Source organism: Longimonas halophila (genome assembly GCF_002554705.1).
Taxonomy (GTDB): domain Bacteria; phylum Bacteroidota; class Rhodothermia; order Rhodothermales; family Salinibacteraceae; genus Longimonas; species Longimonas halophila.
In genome coordinates, this window is sequence record NZ_PDEP01000003.1 from 168,442 (window position 1) to 189,732 (window position 21,291).

14 protein-coding genes are annotated in these 21,291 nt (G+C 62.3%); 7 read left to right on the forward strand and 7 right to left on the reverse strand.

The window, feature by feature from the left end; genetic code table 11:
• Window positions 1-48: 48 nt before the first annotated feature.
• Together serC and CRI93_RS04645 are read left to right on the forward strand one after the other, a co-directional pair.
• Window positions 49-1,158, forward strand: coding sequence for a 3-phosphoserine/phosphohydroxythreonine transaminase (gene serC, locus CRI93_RS04640; protein ID WP_098061444.1), 1,110 nt, complete (start codon window positions 49-51; stop codon window positions 1,156-1,158).
• Window positions 1,151-1,783, forward strand: coding sequence for a DJ-1/PfpI family protein (locus CRI93_RS04645; protein WP_176521693.1), 633 nt, complete (start codon window positions 1,151-1,153; stop codon window positions 1,781-1,783). The genes serC and CRI93_RS04645 overlap by 8 nt, the downstream gene beginning before the upstream one ends.
• An 11-nt stretch (window positions 1,784-1,794) precedes the next feature.
• Here CRI93_RS04645 and CRI93_RS04650 read toward each other — a convergent pair whose 3' ends face one another.
• Window positions 1,795-3,306, reverse strand: coding sequence for a hypothetical protein (locus tag CRI93_RS04650; RefSeq protein ID WP_176521694.1), 1,512 nt, complete (start codon window positions 3,304-3,306; stop codon window positions 1,795-1,797).
• Window positions 3,307-3,807: 501 nt separating this feature from the next.
• On the opposite strand from CRI93_RS04650, the gene CRI93_RS04655 reads away from it, so the two are divergent.
• The 5 genes from CRI93_RS04655 (at window position 3,808) to CRI93_RS04675 (ending at window position 12,812) form a co-directional block, all read left to right on the forward strand.
• Complete coding sequence (locus tag CRI93_RS04655) at window positions 3,808-4,497, forward strand: TetR/AcrR family transcriptional regulator (protein ID WP_098061447.1); 690 nt, start codon at window positions 3,808-3,810, stop codon at window positions 4,495-4,497.
• Window positions 4,498-4,616: 119 nt separating this feature from the next.
• The gene (locus CRI93_RS04660) at window positions 4,617-6,179 is read left to right on the forward strand and encodes a TolC family protein (RefSeq protein ID WP_176521695.1); all 1,563 of its coding nucleotides are present in this window, start codon (window positions 4,617-4,619) and stop codon (window positions 6,177-6,179) included.
• Between the two features lie 93 nt (window positions 6,180-6,272).
• Entirely contained in the window at window positions 6,273-7,439 is a 1,167-nt protein-coding gene (locus tag CRI93_RS04665) for an efflux RND transporter periplasmic adaptor subunit (RefSeq protein WP_098061449.1), read from the forward strand.
• A gap of 91 nt (window positions 7,440-7,530) precedes the next feature.
• Window positions 7,531-11,313, forward strand: coding sequence for an efflux RND transporter permease subunit (locus CRI93_RS04670; RefSeq protein ID WP_098061450.1), 3,783 nt, complete (start codon window positions 7,531-7,533; stop codon window positions 11,311-11,313).
• A 131-nt stretch (window positions 11,314-11,444) separates the two neighbouring features.
• Window positions 11,445-12,812, forward strand: coding sequence for a YfcC family protein (locus CRI93_RS04675; RefSeq protein WP_217992500.1), 1,368 nt, complete (start codon window positions 11,445-11,447; stop codon window positions 12,810-12,812).
• 27 nt (window positions 12,813-12,839) lie between these two features.
• Here the strand turns inward: CRI93_RS04675 and CRI93_RS04680 are convergent, their stop codons facing one another.
• The 6 genes from CRI93_RS04680 to thiD all read right to left on the reverse strand — a co-directional run bounded on the left by CRI93_RS04680 (window position 12,840) and on the right by thiD (window position 21,287).
• A complete protein-coding gene (locus CRI93_RS04680; RefSeq protein WP_176521696.1) occupies window positions 12,840-15,602 on the reverse strand; it encodes a TonB-dependent receptor in 2,763 nt (920 codons plus the stop codon).
• A 110-nt stretch (window positions 15,603-15,712) separates the two neighbouring features.
• Entirely contained in the window at window positions 15,713-16,750 is a 1,038-nt protein-coding gene (locus CRI93_RS04685; protein WP_098061453.1) for a FecR family protein, read from the reverse strand.
• 85 nt (window positions 16,751-16,835) lie between these two features.
• Window positions 16,836-17,444, reverse strand: a complete 609-nt coding sequence (locus CRI93_RS04690) for an RNA polymerase sigma factor (protein WP_098061454.1) — start codon at window positions 17,442-17,444, stop codon at window positions 16,836-16,838.
• Between the two features lie 177 nt (window positions 17,445-17,621).
• Window positions 17,622-19,427, reverse strand: a complete 1,806-nt coding sequence (locus tag CRI93_RS04695) for a fasciclin domain-containing protein (RefSeq protein WP_176521697.1) — start codon at window positions 19,425-19,427, stop codon at window positions 17,622-17,624.
• Between the two features lie 146 nt (window positions 19,428-19,573).
• Window positions 19,574-20,278 carry a type 1 glutamine amidotransferase gene (locus CRI93_RS04700; RefSeq protein WP_176521698.1) on the reverse strand — a complete coding sequence of 235 codons (705 nt, stop codon included), beginning with the start codon at window positions 20,276-20,278 and terminating at the stop codon, window positions 19,574-19,576.
• A gap of 163 nt (window positions 20,279-20,441) precedes the next feature.
• The gene (thiD, locus tag CRI93_RS04705) at window positions 20,442-21,287 is read right to left on the reverse strand and encodes a bifunctional hydroxymethylpyrimidine kinase/phosphomethylpyrimidine kinase (RefSeq protein ID WP_176521699.1); all 846 of its coding nucleotides are present in this window, start codon (window positions 21,285-21,287) and stop codon (window positions 20,442-20,444) included.
• Between the last annotated feature and the right edge of the window lie 4 nt (window positions 21,288-21,291).

Sequence of the window (21,291 nt, forward strand, 5' to 3'; positions counted from 1 at the left end):
GGGTACAGTCTGATGCGCGCATTTTTCCTCCACCTAATTCCGGTTTGCATGCCTGCCTCGCCTTCCCTGTCGCCGGTTGACGGCACCCAACGCCTCCATAACTTCTCTGCGGGCCCCGGTACGCTGCCCACGAGCGTACTGCAGGAAGTCCGCGACGAACTACCGGTGTACGGCACCGCGGGTGCCTCCATTATGGAAATCAGCCACCGCTCCGCCGACTACGATGCGGTTGAGCAGAGCGCCCGCCGCCACCTGCGCCGCCTGCTGGGGCTGGGCGACGACTGGCACATCTTGTTTCTGCAGGGCGGGGCCTCCATGCAGTTTCATCAGGTGCCCCTCAACTTCCTGCCGCCCGACGGCCACGCCGACTACGTACTCACTGGGCGCTGGTCGGTTAAAGCGCTGCGGGAAGCGAAGCTCTTGGGCACCGCCCACACGGCCGCGACCGCTGAAGATACCGACTTCACCACGATTCCTGATCGCGACACGTGGGATCTCTCGCCCGAGGCCGCGTACCTGCACATCACCTCCAATAACACCGTGCACGGCACCCAGTTTTCGGGAGATCCGGAGGCCGAGGTGCCGATCGTGACGGATGCCTCCAGCGAGATCTTGAGCCGCCCGATGAACCTGGACCCGTACGGACTCATCTACGCGGGAGCGCAGAAGAATATGGGTCCAGCCGGCGTTACGGTCGTGCTCATTCGCGATTCGTTTCTGGCGCGGCGCAACGACGACCTGCCTACCATGCTCGATTACGGCACCCACGCCGAGCGCCGCTTCAACACTCCGCCGGTTTTTCCCATCTACGTGGTCGAGAAGGTGCTACGCTGGCTCCGCGATCAGGGCGGCGTCGAGGCGATGCATACGCTGAATCAGCAGAAAGCCGCGCTGCTCTACAACCGCATCGACCGCACCGATTTCTACGAAGGCATTGTGGCCCGCAACGCGCGCTCCACCATGAACCCGGTCTTCCGCCTGCACGACGACGCGCTGCAGCCGCGCTTCCTACAGGAGGCGAAGGCCGAGGGCCTCGTTAACCTGAAAGGCCACCGCTCCGTGGGCGGACTCCGCGCCTCCCTCTACAATGCGCTCCCTATGGAGGCCGTGGAGGCACTCGTCGACTTTATGGATGCGTTTGAGCAGCGGCATGGCTAAATCCATTCAGGGGGATACAGAGGCCGCCGTGCATGTGCTGGGTTTTCCCGGCGCAGAAGAGCTCGACCTGGTGGGGCCGTACGAGTGCTTTCAGACGTGGCACACCCAGGCCGCAGGCTGGCCCTGCCGTGTGGTGGCGCTGTCTGACGAGCCGTTTACCGGGGCCAAGGGCCTCACCATTACGCCGCACAGTCGGCTGGATGCGACATCGATCCCAAACATCCTGGTGATTCCAGGCGGCGAAGGCAGCCGCTCTGTTGCACGGAGCGAGGCCGTGTTGAACCGCATTTGCATGTGCCTGGACCGCGGCGGCACGGTGGCTTCGGTGTGTACCGGCGTGCGGGTGCTGCATGCCGCCGGGGTGTTGCAAGGCCGCACCGTCTCCACGCATCACAGCGCGCATGACGAGGTGCGCGGCTGGCCGAATGTACAGCTCGCCCAAAAACGCGTCACCCGCGACGGTCCGGTGTGGACAGCCGCGGGTGTGTCATCGGGCCTTGATCTGGCCCTGGCGCTTGTGGAGGCGAGGGGCGGCCCTTCGGACCGGCAGATCGTATCGCGCTACGTCGAGTATCCGCCCGACAGCGACACTGCTTCGCCTCCCCCCGAACGCACTCATGGTTGAGCGTGCCTGCGTTACAGTCCGCTGAAGAGGCGTACGTTGGTTTTCAACTCAATGCCGCCCAGCACACTCCACTCCGAAATGCCATCGACCCCATCGAAGCGGCTCCGATGATGCTGGGTCATGAGCACCGGGCCCAGCTCCATTGTGGAGATGCCCAGGTCGAAGCGGTAGCGCAACGCCAGGCGAGCCGTGCCTTGCGTGTTCGCACTGCCGGCATCGGTGATGAACCCCCAGCTCTGATCGGCTTGTCCCCACGCATCAAGAACAAGTGGAGCCGCGCCCAGCTGAAACGGGCGTACCCACTGAGCCAGCAGGCTCACGCCCGCTTGGCGCGCGTCGGGACGCGTCTCGAAGATGGAGGGCCGGTCGCGGAAGTACGTGGGGCCGAGCACGACGCGGTACGCATAGCCGGGACGCTGCACATCGACCCCCATGAGCATGCGCAGGCGCTGGTCGCTCTTGCCGAAGTTCTGCTGCTGAAAAGGCGTGTCTTCGAGTGCGGCATCGCCAATGAACATGAAGGCGCGCTGCTGCCCGATGCGTGTGGCGAACTGTGCTCCGTAGGGGACGTCGTGGTGATCGCCATCGGAGCTTATCGTGGGCTGCGAGATAGCGAATACGCCGGCCTGAAACCACAGGTCTTCGCTGGTATGCCAGCGCAGCGCAGTGGTGATGTCGCCCCGCCCACGGGTGGCACTGTACTCCCGATTCGGATTGCGCGGCAGCGTGGCACGGTTTGCCCCGGCCATGAAACCAACGCGGGTAATCCACTCCAGCTTCGCCTGACTGGGGCGGTCGCGGTATACAATCTCGCGGCGCGTAACCTGCGGAGCGGGCCGCTCTACAGAAATCGGCTGAAACAGCGCCAGCTCGCGCGGCTCGGTCCGCTCCAGTGGCAGATCTTGGCGCACCGTCAGGTAGAACGACACGCGTTCGCCGCCAGGGGCAGTGCTCTGCAGCTTGCCGTGCAGTTCGCGCGTGAGCGGTAGGTCGTTGAGGCGACGCGTGGTGGCGCGTACCGGGGCCAGCGACAGCGCACGGCTGTTGGCGCCGGTGTACCACTCATATACGTCAATGACCGTCTGCTCGCCTGGAACGGTCTCCAGCGCCTCAATGCCTGCCGGATAGGCGACGTCGTAAAAGTCGTCGGCAGGCGGGCGGATGATGAAGCGCGCAGTCCGTTCGCCCCGGAGCACTTCGGGCGAAATTCGTACTTCGGTGACGTCGCCATTGCGCATGAGGGTGGCGTGCTGCAGGTTCACATCGAAGCCGTAGCGTGCATCGCGGAAAGTGACAGCGTGGCGGTCGTGCGGGCCCCGCGGAATGCCAATGAGCCCGAGGCTATCGGGCGGGGCATTGCCCTCCTGATACCACAGGCTGGGCGCCTGCACCACGTCTTCCCCGCGCTCAATGCGCACCTGTACGTCTTGCACCGAGGGCGCTACCGGCGTTGGGATGAGGCGGGATTCGGAGGAGGGCGATTGGGCAGAGGCGGGGAGCACGCTTGCAACCAGCAGAACCACAGGAAGCAACACAGAGAGCACAAGCGCGCTACGTCTGCGCAATGCACGAATACGAGAGATCATCGAGGACAGCGAGCGAGGTATGTTCGTCATGATAAACACCTTGGGGGGTGAGCAGCCAGCGAATCGGCACCGTGCCGGTCGCATCCGCAGTGGTGCGGCGCATTCACACGATACGCAGTCTCTTGCGCATAGCAGTAAGGCCTTGGCTGATGCCACCCCTATTACCTGCGCATTTGAGGACCATTTTTGGCGCTCCGGCTATGCGCCAAACACGACACCCCTGTGCGCCGCATCCGTACGCGCTGCTTCCATCCGTACTGTCTCCGGATTTTGCCGGGCCGGATGTTATGGCCGCCTCCTTTGGCAGGCTACAAGCCGTCCTTCCTGTTCATTCACGGTAGATTCCCGACTCTTTCACCCAAATAGACGAACTCTCTGCCCATAAATGACTTGACGTTCACCGAATGACTGACCAGTCACCTTCCTTCTGATTTCTGCATGGCCACTGATTCTGATACTCCGTTGTCGCGCCGCGAGCGCGAGCGCCGTACCCGGCGCCAGGCCATGCTACGTGCTGCCGAGTCGGTATTTGCCGAAAAGGGATACCCCCACGCTACGCTCGAAGAGATTGCCGAGCGCGCCGAGTTTGGCAAGGGGACGCTCTACAACTACTTTGAAGGAGGCAAAGAGGAGATTTTCTTTGCCGTGCTCGACACCATCTACGACGAGCTCTGCGACCTCATTGCCAGGAGCGTGGCCGACGCGGCCAACGGCACAGATCCACGCGCTCGTTATCACGCTCTGGTCGTTCGGGCGCTGGCCTTCTACCACGATCGTGAAGACCTCTTTGTGATTCTCATCAAAGAGGCCTACCGCATGTGCTTTAGCCACGACGCCAGCAAGGTGGCGTACTTTCAGCGTCAGCAAGAGCGCATGGTAAATGCGCTCTTGCCCATGCTTCAGCAAGCAGACGAGAACGGCGCGCTGCGCGACCTGCCGCTGGAAGCGATAGCCCACCTGCTCATCGAAAACATTGATGGGCTGATCGTGCACCGTGCCATTATGGCCAACCATCCCGACCGCCCCACATCGTGCCAGCACCAGTCGATTCTCGACGACCCCGAGAAGGCGGCTACGTTCCTTACTACGATGCTCTTCGACGGCGTAGCGGCACCTCCTTCTGCATAGCATGGAGGAGGCGGCCTGCGTTGTGTTTCCTTGGACTTGCCTTTTGATTCATGACTCGTTTTTCGCTTGCCTGCGCTGCGCTTTGTGTTTGTGTAGGCTTGGTGACGGCACCGGGGCCCGTGGCCTCCGCCCAAGACCGCCCCGACCGCAATGCGCTGATCAACGAAGCCAGCAGTGAGGCTCCGGCCGTGCTCTCGCTCGACGAGGCCGTGCAGATTGCGCTGGTCCACAACTATGCGCTGCGCCAGACACGCCTCGACGAGGAAACCGCCGATGTGCAGGTGCGTGAAGCCTGGGGCGCGCTCATCCCCAGCGTGACCTTCAACAGCAGCTACACGCGCAGCGTGCGCTCGCCCAACCCGTTTGCCGGAAGCGAAGCCGGCGGACTGTTCGAGTCGCTCGGCTTCGTCGACTGGCTTTCATTTAACGAAGAGGCCCGCACCGACGACAACCCCGATACGCAGCCAATTTCGTTTCCGGAGTTTCAGGAGCAGCAGCAGCAGGGGCTGCGCGAGGCGGGCATCTCGCCCAGCGGGAGCGGCAATCCCTTTGCCGTGCCCAACCAGTTCGAGGCGGGAATTACGGTGTCTCAGGTGCTGTTTAATGCCTCGGCCTTTGCTGCGGTGCGCGGGGCCGACCGGCTGCGCGAGATCCGCGATCGCGGCACCGACCGCGAAGAGCAGCTCCTCATCGATGAGGTGCGGGCTACGTACTACCAGGCGGTGCTGGCGCGCGAGCGGGCTCGCGTTACCCAGCAGAGCGTAGACCGCGTGCAGCGGACCGTACGCGAGATCTCGCAGTCGGTAGAGCAGGGCACCGCGCCCAAGTTCGACCGCCTGAGCGCTGAGGTCGAGCTTTCAAACCTGCGCGCCAATCTCACTGATGCCTCCAACCAAGCCGAGCTCGCAGTAAACGCCCTCAAAAACGTGCTGGGCATCCCGATAGATACACCGATTGTACTGGACGACGATCTGGACGCCCCGGCAGCGCCTGAGGCTATCGGCGAGTTTACTATTGAAAGCGCCACCGATATGGCCCTGCGCCATCGCCCCGACCTGCGGCAGGCACAGCTTGCGGTGGAGCTCAACGAGATCGACCGCTCCATCACACGCGGCGGGCTCTTTCCTACGGTCAGCGCCTTCGCCAATGCCAACTACGTGGGCTCCGTGCCCGACAGTCGCACCGTTACGCTTTCCGATCCCGACGACCCGTTCGCCTTCGACCAGGAAACACGCGGCTTCTTTGACACCGCCTACTGGGATCAGTCGGTGAACGTAGGGCTGAGCCTGACCTGGAATATCTTCGACGGCAACCAGACGCGCCGCCAGGTGCAGCAGCGCACCATTGCGGTGGAGCAAGCCCGCATTGACCGGGAGCGCGCTCGTGAGGGTGTCAAGCTGGAGGTGGAGCAGGCGCTGCGTAACCTGCGCGCCGCCCAGCAGCGTCTGGATAGCCAAACGGAAAACGTGGAGCGCGCTGAGCTCAACTACGAGTATGCGCAGCAGCGCCTACAAGAGGGCGTGGCCCGCCCTATCGAGGAGCGCGAGGCTTCGCAGCAGCTCGACCAGGCCCGCCTGAACCGCCTGCAAGCCGCCTTCGACTACGTGTCGGCGCTGAGCGCGCTCGAAACTGCCGTGGGGCGCCCGCTGCGCTCCGATCCTGATGCGACCTTCCAGTTTTAAAGCCGCCCTCCGGTTTTAGCTGATACGCAGGGGCCCTCTGGCCCCCCTGTGCTGTACCATACCTTTTGCTTTCTGCCTTTTTGCTCTGTATCCATGCGTACCGCTCTTATGCCGCTGCGTTTTCCGCTTGCTTTTGCCGTTGCCGCCCTGATGGCGTGGACGGGGTGTACCTCCGAAGAGGTCACCGAATCTGCCGACGAGGGCGTGCCGGTGGCTGTGCTACAGGCCAGCGCCCAGTCGTTCCAAGACCGCCTCGACCTGACCGGCACCCTCGAAACCGACGACGATGCAACCCTCTCCGCCGAGGTGGGCGGGCGCCTGCAGTCGCGCGCCGCGTTGGGCACACAAGTACAGGCCGGAGCTACCGTTGCTCGCATCGACCCCACACAGGCCCGCGCCGCACAGCGCCAGGCCGAAGCGCAACTGCGCGCCGCTCGCGCTGCCGAGGCCCAGGCGCAAGACAGCTTCGATCGCCAGGAGCCTCTATACCGCGACTCCGTGATCAGTGCCATTGAGTTTGAAAACGTACGGGCCCAACTCAACCAGGCCGAGGCCCAGGTTGAGCAGGCCGAAGCCGCATTGGAACAGGCGCAAGACCGCCTTAACAATACCACGATTAGCGCCCCATTTGCAGGATCGATCCAGGAGCACTTTGTGCAGGTGGGCGAACAGGTGGGGGCAGGCACCCCTGTGCTGCGCATGGTAAGCACCGAGCGCATGTACCTGACCGTGGGCGTGCCCGAACGCTATATCAACGACATCAACCCCGACGCTGCGGTCGACGTGGGCTTTCGGTCGCTTGCTGGCGAATCCCTACAGGGCCAGATTGCCTTTGTCGGCGGCACCGTGAATCCGCGTAACCGCACGTTTCGGGTGGAAGTAGAGCTCGAAAATGGCAACGGACGCCTGCACCCGGACATGGTAGGCCGTGTGCTGCTTCCGCGTCAGCAGTTGGAAAACGTGGTGGTCGTGCCCCGCCGCGCCATTGAACGCGACGAAGACGGCTACCGCCTCTACGTGGTCGCCAATCCCGACGGCGATACGCCACGCGTAGCAAGCCGCCTGGTTACGCTGGGCCCCACCGCGCAAGGTCGCACCGCCATCCTCGACGGCCTGGAGCCGGGCGCAGCGGTTATCGTCACAGGCCAGAACAACGCGGCCGAGGGCGACCGCGCCAACATTGTGGAACGCTATGCGACGCTCGACGAAGCCATGATCGACCCGGCGTCGACGCAGCGTCCCGTATCCACCTCACGCTAACGGTTTCGCGCAAACTCGTCGGTTCGTGCCGCGGGCCTTCCACGGCACGTGCCTCCTGTGCGCTCTTTCTATTGCTTTTTTCCGTGCCTCCATGCGTATCAGCGATTTTTCCGTCTCTTTCCGCACCGCGGTGATGGTGCTCGCCGTTATCATTACGGCAGGCGGCCTTACCAGCTACCTCACGATCCCGAAAGAGGCCAACCCCGACATCGAGATCCCCACGATTATCGTGCAGACCATCTACCCGGGCGCCAGTCCGGCGGATGTGGAGCCGCTCGTCACGCAGACCATCGAGCAGGAGCTGCAAGGCATCGAGGGCGTCGACGAAATCCGGTCAATCTCTGCCGAGGGCGTCTCTGTCATCATCATTGAGTTTCTGGCCGGTACGCCCACGAACCAGGCGTATCAACGCGTAACCGACGACGTCGACCGCGCGATCCCGGACCTGCCCACCGATGTGGAGGAGCCCGTTGTCAACGAGGTCGACCTCTCCGACTTCCCCATTCTAACGGTGAACCTCTCGGCCGACTACCCGATTGCGCGCCTGCAACGGGTGGCTGAGGATCTGCAAGATGTAATCGAGGGCGTGCCGGGTGTGCTCGAAGCTACCCTCAACGGCGATGTGGAGCGCGAGGTGCGCGTAAATGTCGACCTGAACGCCCTGCACGGCTACGGCCTCACCTACAACAGCATCGTCAGTGCCATTCAGCGCGAAAATGTGAACGTCCCCGGCGGCTCCATCGACGTAGACCGCCAGAATTACCTCATTCGCGTGGATGGCGAGGTCGATGAACCGCGTGCCATCGAAGACTTCGTGATCGCCAGTCCCGACGGGACGCCCGTCTACATCCGCGACGTGGCCGACGTGGAGTTTAGCTTCACCGACCGCACCTCGTTTGCACGGCTGCGCCAGCTACAGACGGAACAGCCCGATGAAACCTTCGATCCGGTCGATGACTGGCAGGACAGCGAGCAGGTCATCAGCCTCGAAATCACCAAGCAGTCGGGCGACAACATTCTGGAGACGGTCGACGCGGTGTTCTCGGAGCTGGAGGCCTTCCCGTTTCCCAATGGCACCAGCTGGATCATCACCGGCGACGAGAGCGAGAACGTGCGCAACCTCGTTTCCGACCTCGAAAACAACATCATCAGCGGGCTCATCTTCGTGGTGCTGGTGCTGCTCTTCTTCCTGGGCGTGCGCAACGCCACGCTCGTAGCCATCGCCGTGCCCCTGTCGATGTTCGTGTCGTTCATGGTGCTGCAAGCCATGGGCATCACCCTGAACTTTATTGTGCTGTTTACGCTGATTGTGGCGCTCGGCATTCTGGTGGATAACGCCATTGTGATTGTCGAGAACATCTACCGACTCATGGACGAAGAGGGCCTGGGACCCGTCGAGGCCGCCAAAGAGGGCGCCAGTGCCTTTGCAGGCTCCATTACCGTGGCCACGCTTACCACCTCGCTCACCTTTGCGCCCATGCTGCTGTGGCCTGGCCTCATTGGGGAGTTTATGAGCTTCCTGCCCCTTACGCTGATCATTGCGCTGTTGGCCTCGCTCTTCGTGGCGGTGTTCATTAGCCCGGCTACCATGGCCATCTTTGGCCGCACCGACGACATGGACGACAGCGGCGGCCTCTCGCGCACGGGCTGGTACCTGGTGCTGGGCGGGCTCGCTCTGTCGGCGCTTACGCTGGGGCTGGCCAACTGGCAAACGCTGCTGGTGCTGGCCGTTGCTACGCCCGTGGCGTATCTGCTCTTTATTTACGCGTTTCAGCCCGTCTCTGAGCGCTTCATCCACGACGTACTGCCGCGCGTGCTGGCGTACCACCGCATGCTGCTAAGCTGGGCCTTGCAGCGCGATTACAGCGACAACCGTGCGCATCTCAAAAACATGTGGGCGCTGGGCAGCCTTACAAGCGGTTTACTTCTGGGGATACTGGGCGGCGTCATCACGCTCGTAAGTCCGGTAGCGGGATACGTATTCTTAGCGCCTGCGGGGCTCTTGTTGGCAGCGGGCGTGCTGGGCGCGGCGCTGCACTCGGTGCTCGGCCTGATGCGCGGCGGCTGGTTCACCGTGCAGTCCGGCGCAGTGCTTGCCGTGGGACTGGTCGCGGTGCTGGGCCTGACCACGCTCGTGCTGCGGTCTATCGACCCGGTCGTCTATCTCATCATCATGGCACTGCCAATAGCTATTATGGCGCTGGGCGCGCTGGGCATGGTGCTGCCGGCCCCCCGCCTGCTCACCGACAACCGCTCGGTGCTGCTGAACGGACTGCTGGGCAGCGCGCTGGCCATCTTTGCACTCTTCTACGTCGCTAACCCCGGCGTCGAGTTCTTCCCTGAGACCGACCCTAACCAGGTGCGCGTTACGATGGAGGCGCCGCTCGGCACCAATATCTACGCCAACAATGCCTCTGCGCAGCGCGCTGAGGAGCAGCTCGTGGATCTGCTGAGCGAGGACGAGCGCGTCTTTGCCAACACCGAAAACATGCTCACCAACGTCGGCGTGGCCAGCTCGGGCGACTTCGGCGGCGGCCAGCCCCGGTCCGAACTCGCACGCATCACGTTTAACCTGCGCGACTATGCCGACCGCGCCGAGCCCAGCACCACCACACTGGCCCGCATCCGCGAAGCCATCTCGGGCACTCTCCCCGACATCCTGCTCGACATTCAGCGCGACCAGGTAGGGCCGCCCACCGGGCCGCCGGTGAACATCGAGATTACCGGGCCTGAGTTCGACGTGATTGCGGACCTCTCCGAACAGGTGCAGCAGCGCCTGGCTGAGGGCGTAAGCGAGGGCACGCTCGACGGACTCGTCGATGTGCAGGACAACCTGGAGCTGGCTCGCCCCGAGCACCGCATCAATGTTGACCGGCAGGAAGCGGCGCGCTACGGGCTGAGTACCGGACAGATCGGGCAGGCCGTGCGTACCGCCGTCAACGGCATCGAGGCCAGCACCTACCGCGAGAACGAAGAGGACTACGACATCACCGTGCGCCTGGCTCCCGAAGATCGCGCCAGCCTCGAAAGTCTGGAGAGCCTGCGTATCGCCAATGCCGAAGGCGCGCTTATTCCGCTTTCTAACGTGGCCGAGTTTGAGGATGGCGCCGGGCTGGGATCCATCACCCGGCTCGACCTGAACCGCGTGGCGGTTATCGAGGGGCAGAACGCCCCCGGCTACTCGGGCCCCGAGGTCCTGAGCCGCGTGCAGACGTATCTGGCCGACTTCCGCCAGAACGAGATTCCCGACGGATACACGATGCAGTACACGGGGGAGCAAGAAGATCAGGAACAGGCGTTTAGCTTCCTGCTCTTTGCACTTGGCGCCGGCATTATGTTCATCTTTCTGGTGACGGTGGCCAAGTTTAACTCACTGGCGGCCCCGCTCATTGTGCTGCTGGCCGTGGGCCTCAGCCAAATTGGGGTTGTGTTCACGCTGGCCGTCAGCCAAACACCGTTTGGGCTGATGGTCTTCATCGGTATCATCAGCCTGTTCGGCATCCTGGTGAACAACAACATTGTGCTGCTCGACTACATTCAGCAGCTGCGCGATCAGGGCGCCAGCGACCGCGCCTCCATCATCAACGGCAGCGTCGACCGGCTGCGTCCGGTGCTGCTTACCGCACTTACGACCATTCTGGCGCTCATCCCGCTCACCTTCGGGCTGAATGTGGACTTCATTGGGCTGCTGGCTGAGCTCGATCCGGCATTCCAGTTCGGCTCCGAAAACACGCAGTTCTGGAGCCCAATGGGCACCTCCATCATTGGCGGGTTGCTTTTTGCGCTGTTCCTGACGCTGGTTGTGGTGCCGGTTATCTACTCCGCGTTTGAATCGTTCGGGCGCTGGTCGCTGCGCACGCTGCGGCGCGCCTAACGCGCTGTTGACATATCGGCGAATGGATCTCAGCGCGGATACGGGGCGGTTTCGCTTCTCGTGTCCGCGCTGTATCTTGCGGGATGTCGTGCTCTGTTTCGTGCCGTACGCTACCGCCTATGAACTTCAAGATGCCCCACACGCTTGCGCTGCTCTTCTTCCTGATGGTCGGCGCACTCGCGCTAACCTGGGTGGTCCCCTCCGGCGCGTTCGACACCGAGATGGTAAACGGACGCGAGGCCGTGGTGCCGGGTACCTTCGAACTGGGCACCGATGCCGATACGCTCACCCCCGTTGACCTATTCACGGCAATCCCCCAGGCGTTTGCGGATTCGCAGAACATCATCTTCTTCCTGTTTATCATCGGCGGCGTGCTCGCGGTGATTCGCGAAACCAGCACCATCGATGCGCTCCTGGGGCGCTTGTTGGATGCGCTGGGCGGGCAGCCGGGCCTGCTCATCTTCATTACGATCTTTGTGTTTGCGCTCACCTCCAGCATTATGGGCGCGTCAGCGGAGTACATCCCCTTCGTGCTGATTCTGGCCGCGCTCTGCCGCACTATGAAGATGGATACGATGACTGCCGTCGGCATTATTGTAGCCGGATACGGCATTGGGTATGGCGCAGCGGCGTTTAATCAATACACGGTGGTTGTAGCCCAGGGCATTGCCGGACTTGAGACGTACTCGGGCTGGCCCGTACGCATGGCGCTGCTGCTTCCGTTCGTAGGGGTGGGCACGCATCATGTGTACCACTACGCACGTCAGGTGCAGGCGAACCCAGCCGCCAGCCTCGTATCCGACCTTGCGATGCCGGTTGAGGAAGAGGACACCGACACTGCCAGCTATCCGGCGTTGCAGTGGACCCACATTGCGATCATGGTGTCCTTTCTTGTGGCACTGGGCACGGCGGTGTGGGGCATTGCCACGCAGGGCTGGTACCTCACCGAACTGGGCGCTGCCTTCCTGATTCTGGGGGTCGTGACCGCCGCCATTGGTCGCCTGGGGCCCAGCCTGATGGCCAAGGAGTTTGTTGTGGGGGCAAAGGAGCTCACCGAAACCGCCCTGCTCGTAGGCATTGCGCGCGGCATTGCGCTCATCATGGAAGAGGGCGAGATTCTGCACACCATCGTGTACGCCCTCTCCGTTCCGCTCGACGCCGTCGGTCCCGAAGTTGCAGGCGTGGGCATGATGGGCATGCAGGCCGTCATCAACCTGTTCGTCCCCTCAGGCAGCGGCCAGGCCTTTGTGACGATGCCGCTCCTGGCCCCCTTGAGTGACCTGCTGGGCATGTCGCGCCAGATTGCGGTGCAGGCCTTTCTGTATGGCGACGGCTTCGCCAACATGATCGTGCCTACCAACGCGGTGCTTATGGGCATTCTGGGCATGGCGGGCATCCCCTACGACCGCTGGTTTCGGTTCTGCATGCCGCTGGTGCTCAAGCTCCTGGCCCTGGCTGCCGTCTGCATGGTCGGCATGGTGATGCTGGGGTTTGCATAAACTCAGGATCTATTCAATAGGGTCTATTCAATACCGGATGCCCACCAGCACGAAGGCGCGGCGTCCGGGCAGATTACGGGGCGCGGGCTCGGGCACGGCTCCGCTGGTATCCAAACTCCAGTCGAATGGGTTTTTACGATCAAGAGCGTTCACAAGACCAATCTGCATACGCAGGCCCATGCCCCGGAGCGTCCACGTGCCGCGTAGCGCAAGATCGAGACGCAGCATGGGGGCAAGCTGCTGATCGCCGGGGCGGTTTAAGTCGAACCCCTCGAAGGTATCACTGCCCTCGATATTTGCAATATAGTCGTAGTAGGCCCGGCGCAGTGCCCATGAGCGGCCCCAGACGCCCTGTCCGCTCACGCGCGCTTCCATGCCCCTGCCAAGTGCGACTCCGAGGTCTGCATCGAGGCGAACGGGCTGCTCCCACGAAGCAGGGACCAACCGATCATTGAACCGTCCCGGGTACTGACGTCGGGACCGGCCCATCTCGGCTACGACCTCTGCATCCACCCGTGTCCCGTTACGCTGCACCCGCAGGGATGCGCCGTAGGCTCGTGCACGCCCCGCCGCCAGCATACGATCCTGGCGATTCGTCTGCGTTGTAGCAACCGCCTGCATATCCGAAAGAGGCATAGCGTGCACCAAGCGGGCGTAGTCCACCTCCAGCGTGCGGGGCTGTGCTTTGTAGTAGGTTTCCAGGCGGAAGGACCAGGCATCGGTAGGCATAACGAGCGCGTCGGCGGTAGCGTGGTAGGCCCGTGGCGGGGCCACTGATGCTCCAATAGGGAGCCAGAACCGCACCGAGGGTACCACCGCCATGGGGCCATCGTTGCTGATCTCGGCTTGGGTGACGTACTGCCGGTAGAGCCCTCCTGCTACGCGCAGCGCTACATCGCCGAGCGGGGTCGTCGACCGGTCGTAGCGCAGCGCCACTCGTGGTTCAGCATATACCATCTGTCGATTCGACAGATACGTGAGCCGCGTTCCTGCTGTTAACGTGGTGCCGAGCCCAAGACTTGCTTCCCCCTCTGCGTGTCCCTCCAGGTGCCAGGCGCGTGTGTGATGCTCAAACGCACCCAGAAATCGGTTGCGTATGTGCACCGTGCTTTGCATGTAACGAGGCGCCACCGAGGCGTTGAGGCGGTACCGGGGCGAAAGGCTCACATCGACAGAAGCTTTACCGCCCCACTCATTCAATTCATTCTCTTCAAGCGCATGATCTGCTGCATCAAGCCGCACCCGTGTGGGGGTGTTGGGCTGAGGCGGCATGTCGGTCTGTTGGATGAGCGAGTCGCGCATTTCAAACAGCGAATGGGATTCGTGGTGCGATGTATGAACACGAACCCGGCTCGCCACCCGATCGGTCACGCTCCAGTCATGGCGAATCTGAGCCATGGTGTTCGTCCACCCCGTGCGGCCATGCGTCGCAAGAAGCCGTGTTTGGTTGGCAGAGGCCAAAGGCGTGGCCGCATCGAGAGATGCCCCTGTGTTGTTCACATCGGTTTGCATGCGCGTATGGCCCCGGTAGACCGATGCGTAGATCTGATGGAACGGGGTCAGTTCTTGCTGGGCAGCCAGGTGGATATCAGAGAACTGCGCGTCGGCCGAAGACCGTTGTGCAAGCCCCGTTGTATTTTCCACAGATGCAGGGTCCCACTGCATCGTCAGGGTTGGATCAGGACGCGTCCACGTAGCCAGCCGGTGGTGCAGTGCAGGAGAACGGTATATGTCCCACACACTGGTGCGTACGGCTCCCATCACGCGGCCTGAAGCCGTATCCCCGGCAGACCAACTGGCCTCAGCCCGTGCGTTTATACTAACGGGGTCGGCACTTACCTGTGCGTAGTTCGTGCGGGGACGTGCCAGATCGTGCTCGGCGGCGATTACCCCCGCGGTGTAGCTGCCATGCTGAGCGCCAAATCCGGCTTTGTGTACCTGCACACGGCGCAGCGCATCCGGGCTAAAGGCGGACACCAGCCCCCCTAATGTGACGGGTTCGCGTATCGGTACGCCATCGAGCAAGGTGGCGTGCTCGCCGATATCTCCACCTTGCACATGCAGATCGGCCCGCGGATGCCCCAGCGCAACGCCCGGCTGCCGGCGCACCGCGTGGGCCACATCGGGGGTGCCGGGGCCTTCGACGCGCTCCAATGCTTCGCGGTCGGTCGTATTCGTACCCAGACGAAACGAGGGAAGACGACGCTCCAATCCGTTAATCACCAGCGGCGGCGCCGTTAGTGGAGCAGGGTTCAGCGCAATGCGCACACGCTCCTGTCCGTCTTGCGGCACCCACACGCGCTTCACCTCGGACTCGTACCCCACATACGTAACCACAACCTGATGCTCACCTGCCAGGATGGGACTAAAGTGGAAGCGTCCGGCCTCGTTCGTAGCGCGCCCGGCAGACGCATCTGCCAGCAGCACGTTGGCATCGGGAAGCGGCATGCCGGTTTCCGCATCCACGACCGTTCCGGTTAGCCGACCTTCGGCATCGGGTGCCTGAAAAGCAGCGACCAGTACGTACGACCCGTCGGAGGTACGCACGTAGTCGACATCGGCGGACTCAAGGATGCACTGGAGTAGCTGCTCGGTGGTGGCATCGCGGATGCGGCAGTACGTGTAGCGGTCTTCAACGAGCGCATTGGCGTAGCCAAGATCGGCCTCGGTGATTTCGACAAAGCGCTGAAGGGCCTCGTCGAGTGGTACGTTGCGCAGAACGGTTGTGTAGCGATCGGTGGCGTCGGTTGTGTCGGGCTCCGTTTGGGCAGATGCGCAGAGAGCGCCCAAGCCGGCCCACAGTGCGGCAACGACCGTAAGTACCAGGAACAGACGAGGGCAGTGCGCTGCTGCTCTGCATCCCCCCAGAACACACCGATGCGGTACAGCCAATGGAGCAGTCATGGGGATTCGGAGGCGGAGTCGTCCAGCGGAATGAGTTCGTAGCCGTCGCCCAGCTTGCGGTACTGCATGTCTTGCACGAGCGCGATATCGCGTAGGACCGCTTCAAGACGCTCTACGCGGCGGTAGTGCAGGGTCATTGAGTCCGTACGCGCAGCCGGTACGCCGAGACGGATAGGAACGCCGAACTGGGCTTCGAGATCGCGGAGTACATCGGGCAGCGGCGCATTGCGCACGGAAAACCCGCCTTGGCGCCATGCTGCAACCTGGTCTACCTCAACCGGCTCGGGCGGCGTCGGCGGGCGGCGTCCGATAACGCGGCTCTGCAATCCGGCTTCGTCGAGATGGACGCTGCTGCTTTCGGGGAGGCCATGCACCTGCACCTGCCCAGATGCCAGCGTCACCTCGGTGACCAGGCGCTCCCCTGGGTCGCGCATGCGCACATTGAAGGCGGTGCCGTACACGCCGATGCGCGCATTATCTGTGTCTACCTGAAAGGAGCGCGCCGCAGGCTCTACCGCAAAGAAGGCTTCGCCCTGCAAGGTTACCTGCCGGGCTTCGTGTCCAATCCACGGGAGCGAGGTAAATCCGCGCGGGTAGGTAATCGTAGTGGCTCCGTTCAATTCGGCCACCGACCCGTCGGGCAGCGTGACGGTGCGCTGCTCGCCACGGGCGGTTTCCACAGCTACGGGGCGAGCCGCCCACAGCCCAATGCCTACGGCAAACGCAATGAGCACTGCCACGCTCGCCACGGCACGCCAGCGGCGCATTCGGCGCGGGGCAGCGTCGGCGGCGCGCTGCCTGGCCGACCGATCGGACGCACGCCGGTCAGACGCAGGCGCTGGGTCGATGCGTTCGCTTAAGTCGCTCCACGCATCATCGGGCGAGAAGGCAGCGTCGGTGGCGTTGTCGGATTGACGAAGCCTCTGCCAGAGCGCCGCATACTCCTCACGCGTTCCATCGGCATGTTCGAGACCGGTAATATCCTCTGGAAGACCGTTGTCGTCATTCCGGGGAGGCGGAGCGTCCGTATCCATTGGACAAGCGGTAAGGCCGTGTGCTGTGAAAAAGGTCGTGGGTTGCGTGCTACATCCAGGCGCGTCGAATCGTCGGGGGAAACGGTCAGGAGAGCAAATCGGGACGCTGTTCGCGGAGCCGGTTACGCAAGTGTTCAAGCGCTCGCACAATGTGGTTGTTCACCGTGCTCGGCGCGATGTCCATCACCTCGGCAATCGCTGCATGGCTCATGTTCTGCATACGTTGCAGCGTGAGCGCCTCGCGCTGGCGCGAAGGAAGCTCGTCAATCCACTCGTCGAACAGGGCACGGAGCTGTTTAGCATCCAGTTCAGATTCGGGGGAGGTTGACGACTTCGGGTGGATAGCATCGGCAAGCAGTGCTTCGTTGTCGCGCCGTGTGCGCTCGTCGCGCTTTCGGTTGTATACGCGATGACGCGCCATCTGGAAGACGTATGGAATCACCGCGTCGACCTCATCAAGGGTCGTGCGGATGTCCCACAGCTTTGCAAACGTGTCTTGGGTGATGTCGTAGGCCGCCGCATCTGACGGAAGCATACCGCGCACGAACCGAAAGATGCGCGGCGAGAGCTGCCGGAACAGCTTTTCAAACGCAGCCCGGTCCGACGTGCTAACGCGGTGCTTTAGCGTGTCGATATCGGGTACATCGTTGTTGCCGGAAGGCTTAGCCGGAGCTTCCGAAGGGGAGGCTGCCATCGACAAGAGTGAGCATTACTTAACAGCGGAGTGGGGACGCAATAAACCTCACCGCCCTGCCCACCAGGTGCACGTGTCTGATGCGCAGGGATCCGTGCGGTGACGTTCCAATTTGCAGCTTTCGCACAACACAAGCAGATGCGTCATCTGCAAGATGGAACAACGCTGCTACGCTTCCTACTGGAAGCTGGGCGGAAGCAGCAGTCCGTCGATCACATGCAGGATGCCGTTGCTGCCTGTGTAGTCGAGGTTCGCCGTGTCGAGGGTCGCCTGTGGGCCATCATCACCGTCGTTGAAGACAATCTGATCGCCGTCTTGCGTGATCGTCAGGTCTTCGCCTTGCAGCGTCTCGATGGTAACCTCGCCATTGTTGTCGTCGAGCAAGGCCAGCAAGCTGCCCGAATCCACCGCGTCATCGGCGAACACGTGGTACTGAAGGACTTCTTGAACTTCTTCTTCCGAGAATCCACTCAGGTCGGTTTCCTCGAACGTGGCGTTATTCGGCCCAAAGACCGTCCAGTTGTTCGCATTCACAAACGCATCCGCCAGGCCGAAGTCAACGACCGCGTTGTAGAGCTCATTGGTTTCGCTTACGAACCAGGCGGTGCTGGCCAGGTTCTGATTGCCGAGCAGCGTGCGGTCGAGCACGTGGATGATGCCGTTGTCGGCTTCGATGTCGGTCTGAATGACTTCGGCCCCTTCGATGAACACGCCGTCGTCGTTGACTACTACAGTGAGTTCTTCACCGGCAAGCGTAGTGACGGTGTTCTCACCTTCGTTCAGATCCGCCGCCGCAATTTCGGCATCGGGAATTACGTGATAGCCGAGCACCGCTTCGAGCGCATCCGGCTGCCCGAGCAGCACATCGGTATTGATCGGCGCGAAGCCGTCATTGTTGGGTGCGAAGACGGTAAACGTAGCCTCTTCATCCGCGAGCGCATCGACAAGATTGGCTTCTTGCAGCGCAGCAAGCAGGGTCGAAAAGTCATCGCTATCGGCAACGACATCGGCGATCGTTGTTGCTTCTTGCAAGCTCGGCGGAAGCAGCAGGCCGTCAATTACATGCAGAATGCCGTTGGAGGCGGTGTAATCGAGATTGGCCGTGTCGAGCGTGGCCTGACCGTCGTTGAACACGATCTGGTCGCCGTCTTGCGCAACCGTCAGACCCTCGCCTTGCAGCGTCTCGATGGTAACCGTGCCGTCGTTCTCGTCGAGCAGGGAAAGCAGGCTGCCTGAATCGACGACGTCTTCCGCAAACACGTGGTATTGCAGAATCTCCTGGATCTCCTCATCCGAGAACCCGCTCAGGTCGGCATTTTCGAACGTGGCGTTATTCGGACCGAAAACCGTCCAGCCCTCGGCGTTCGTGAACGCCTCAGCCAGCCCGGCATCGACAACCGCGTTGTACAGGTTGCCGGTCTCGCCCACGAACCAGGCGGTGTTGGCCAGGTTTTGATTGCCGAGCAGCGTACGGTCAATCACGTGAATAATACCATTCTCGGCTTCGATGTCGGTTTCGACGACCTCGGAGCCTTCAATGAACACGCCGTCGTCGTTGACCACCACGGTGAGTTCATCGCCCGAGAGCGTTTCCACCGTGTTCTCGCCTTCTTCGAGGTCTGAAGCGGCGATTTCCGTATCCGGAATCACGTGGTAGCCCAGTACCTCGGTAAGCGCTTCCTCTTGGTCAAGCAGCACATCAACAGCAATGGGGCTGAAGGCAGCTTCGTTCGGGGCAAAGACCGTGAATGTAGCCTCTTCATCGGCGAACGTTTCAGCGAGGCCGGCGTCTTGCAACGCCGTCAGCAAGGTGGCAAAGTCGTCGCTATCGCTAACAATTTCAGCAATGGTTGCCGGGTCTTCGGGCGGCTCAGGAGGCGGCCCCGGGCCATCGTCATCGTCGCAGGCCACGAGTCCGAGCGATAGCACAACAACGAGAACCAGCGACAGAAGTCGCGAACTAAGTGTGCGTTGGGGTAGCATGGATCGCTGTGTCATTTGTGAAGGGAAACAGGTGTCGTAGCACAGGTCAGGCGACATTGTACCGTTGGCTCGCCTGAACATGCACCCGATAGACACCGCGCTCCCATGCAACACCCAGTCGGAAATGAAACGAAAATGTTATGTCATTAAATACGCTGTGCCCATTTCCCAAAAACCGTATCGGCGATTTCGGCAAGCGTATCGACATGGGCGGAGGCCGCATCTCGAATCGCGGCGCCGTCCAGGCCCGTGGCGGTAAGCTCATCGGCGAAGGCGCGCGTCATGCCCTCGACAAGAGACGGCGTCACTTCCAGATGAAAGAGCAAGCCGTACGCGTGCTCGCCATAGCGGAATGCCTGATGTCCCGTCTGTGCGCTACGAGCCAGCGATACGGCTCCTTCGGGCACATCGAACACGTCACCATGCCAATGGAAAGCCGTGAACGACGGCGCTACATCCTGAAAGAGCGGGTCCGTTGCCGCTGCGTCGGTAAGGGTGATTTCATGCCAGCCAATTTCTTTGTGGGATCCGGGGTGCACCTCCGCCCCAAGGGCGTGCGCCAGCAACTGACTGCCCAGGCAGATCCCGAGCACAGGGATCTCCGCTTCCAGCGCCTGTTCGATGAGCGCGATTTTCTGCTTCAGATGCGGACGCTTGTCGATGTCGCCCACGCCCATGGGTCCGCCCATCACGACGAGCCCATCGGCGTTGAGGGTCTTTGGCACCGGTTCATCGCGAAATATGCGTACGGTGTGATGCGAGCAGCCGTGGGCCTCAAGCGCGTGTCGGATGCGGCCCGGCGGCTCCGGAGCTACGTGTTGCAGGATGAGTACGTCGGCAGTGTCAGGCATTGCGGGTGTCATTCAGAGTCTGTTTGGGTTTTGGTTTGCAGGCGAGAGCGAGCAGCAATGCGGCGAAAATTGGACCGCGATGGAGGCTCGTAGCCGGGGCTACGGGCCGATATCGGGGACAATTTGCAGCCCATTGAAGCCGCTCGCAGCCCAAAGTAAAAAATCAAAACAGGCTCTCATTGGGGGATGCGAGAGCGTGGGTGCGGCCATTGAGGGCCAGCGGTCGATGACCGGCCCCGCGCGGCGGCGCCTGGCGAATGGCCCGTGTGACAAATCGTTTGGCACGTTGGAGTGCTGCATCAACCTTTAGGTTCTGTGCCAGTCCCGCCGTGAGCGCCGCCGAGAACGCGTCGCCGCCGCCATGCACCGCGTATGGCTGCCGCTCAGCTTCCAACCAATGGATCGTATCGCCATTGTACCAGCAGTCGGCGGCTGTCTCGTCCGAGGCATGTCCGCCCGTAATGACGACATGTGCCGGATGCAGGCGATCGTGTATGGCGCGGGCAGCGGCCTCCGTATCCGCCCGAGATTGGATGGCGATGTCCACCAGTCGCTCGGCTTCCGGCAGACTCGGAGTGGTCACCGTGGCGTGCCCGATGAGTGTGCGAAGCGCCGCCTCGGCATCCTCGGAGAGCAACGGCTCGCCACGCCGCGTCGTCATCACCGGGTCGATGACGAGCGGCATCAGATCGAGGTCCGCCGCAGCCTCCGCCACGGTTTCAATGATCGCCATGTTGAAGAGCATGCCCGTCTTTACGGCAGCGGGCGGGATGTCATCCACCACGCGTTCGAGCTGACGGCGGACGAACGCCGGGGGGAGTGCGTGCACATCGGTCACGCCCTCGGTCGTGCAGTCGGTGGCCACGGTGAGAACGCTCATGCCGTATGTGCCGTGCGCGGCGAACGTTTTGAGGTCGGCTGCCAGTCCGGCCCCGCCGCTCGGATCGATGCCCGCAATGGTGAGAACGGGCCGGGCGTCATGGTCTGTGGACTCGTGTGGTGTGCTCATTGCC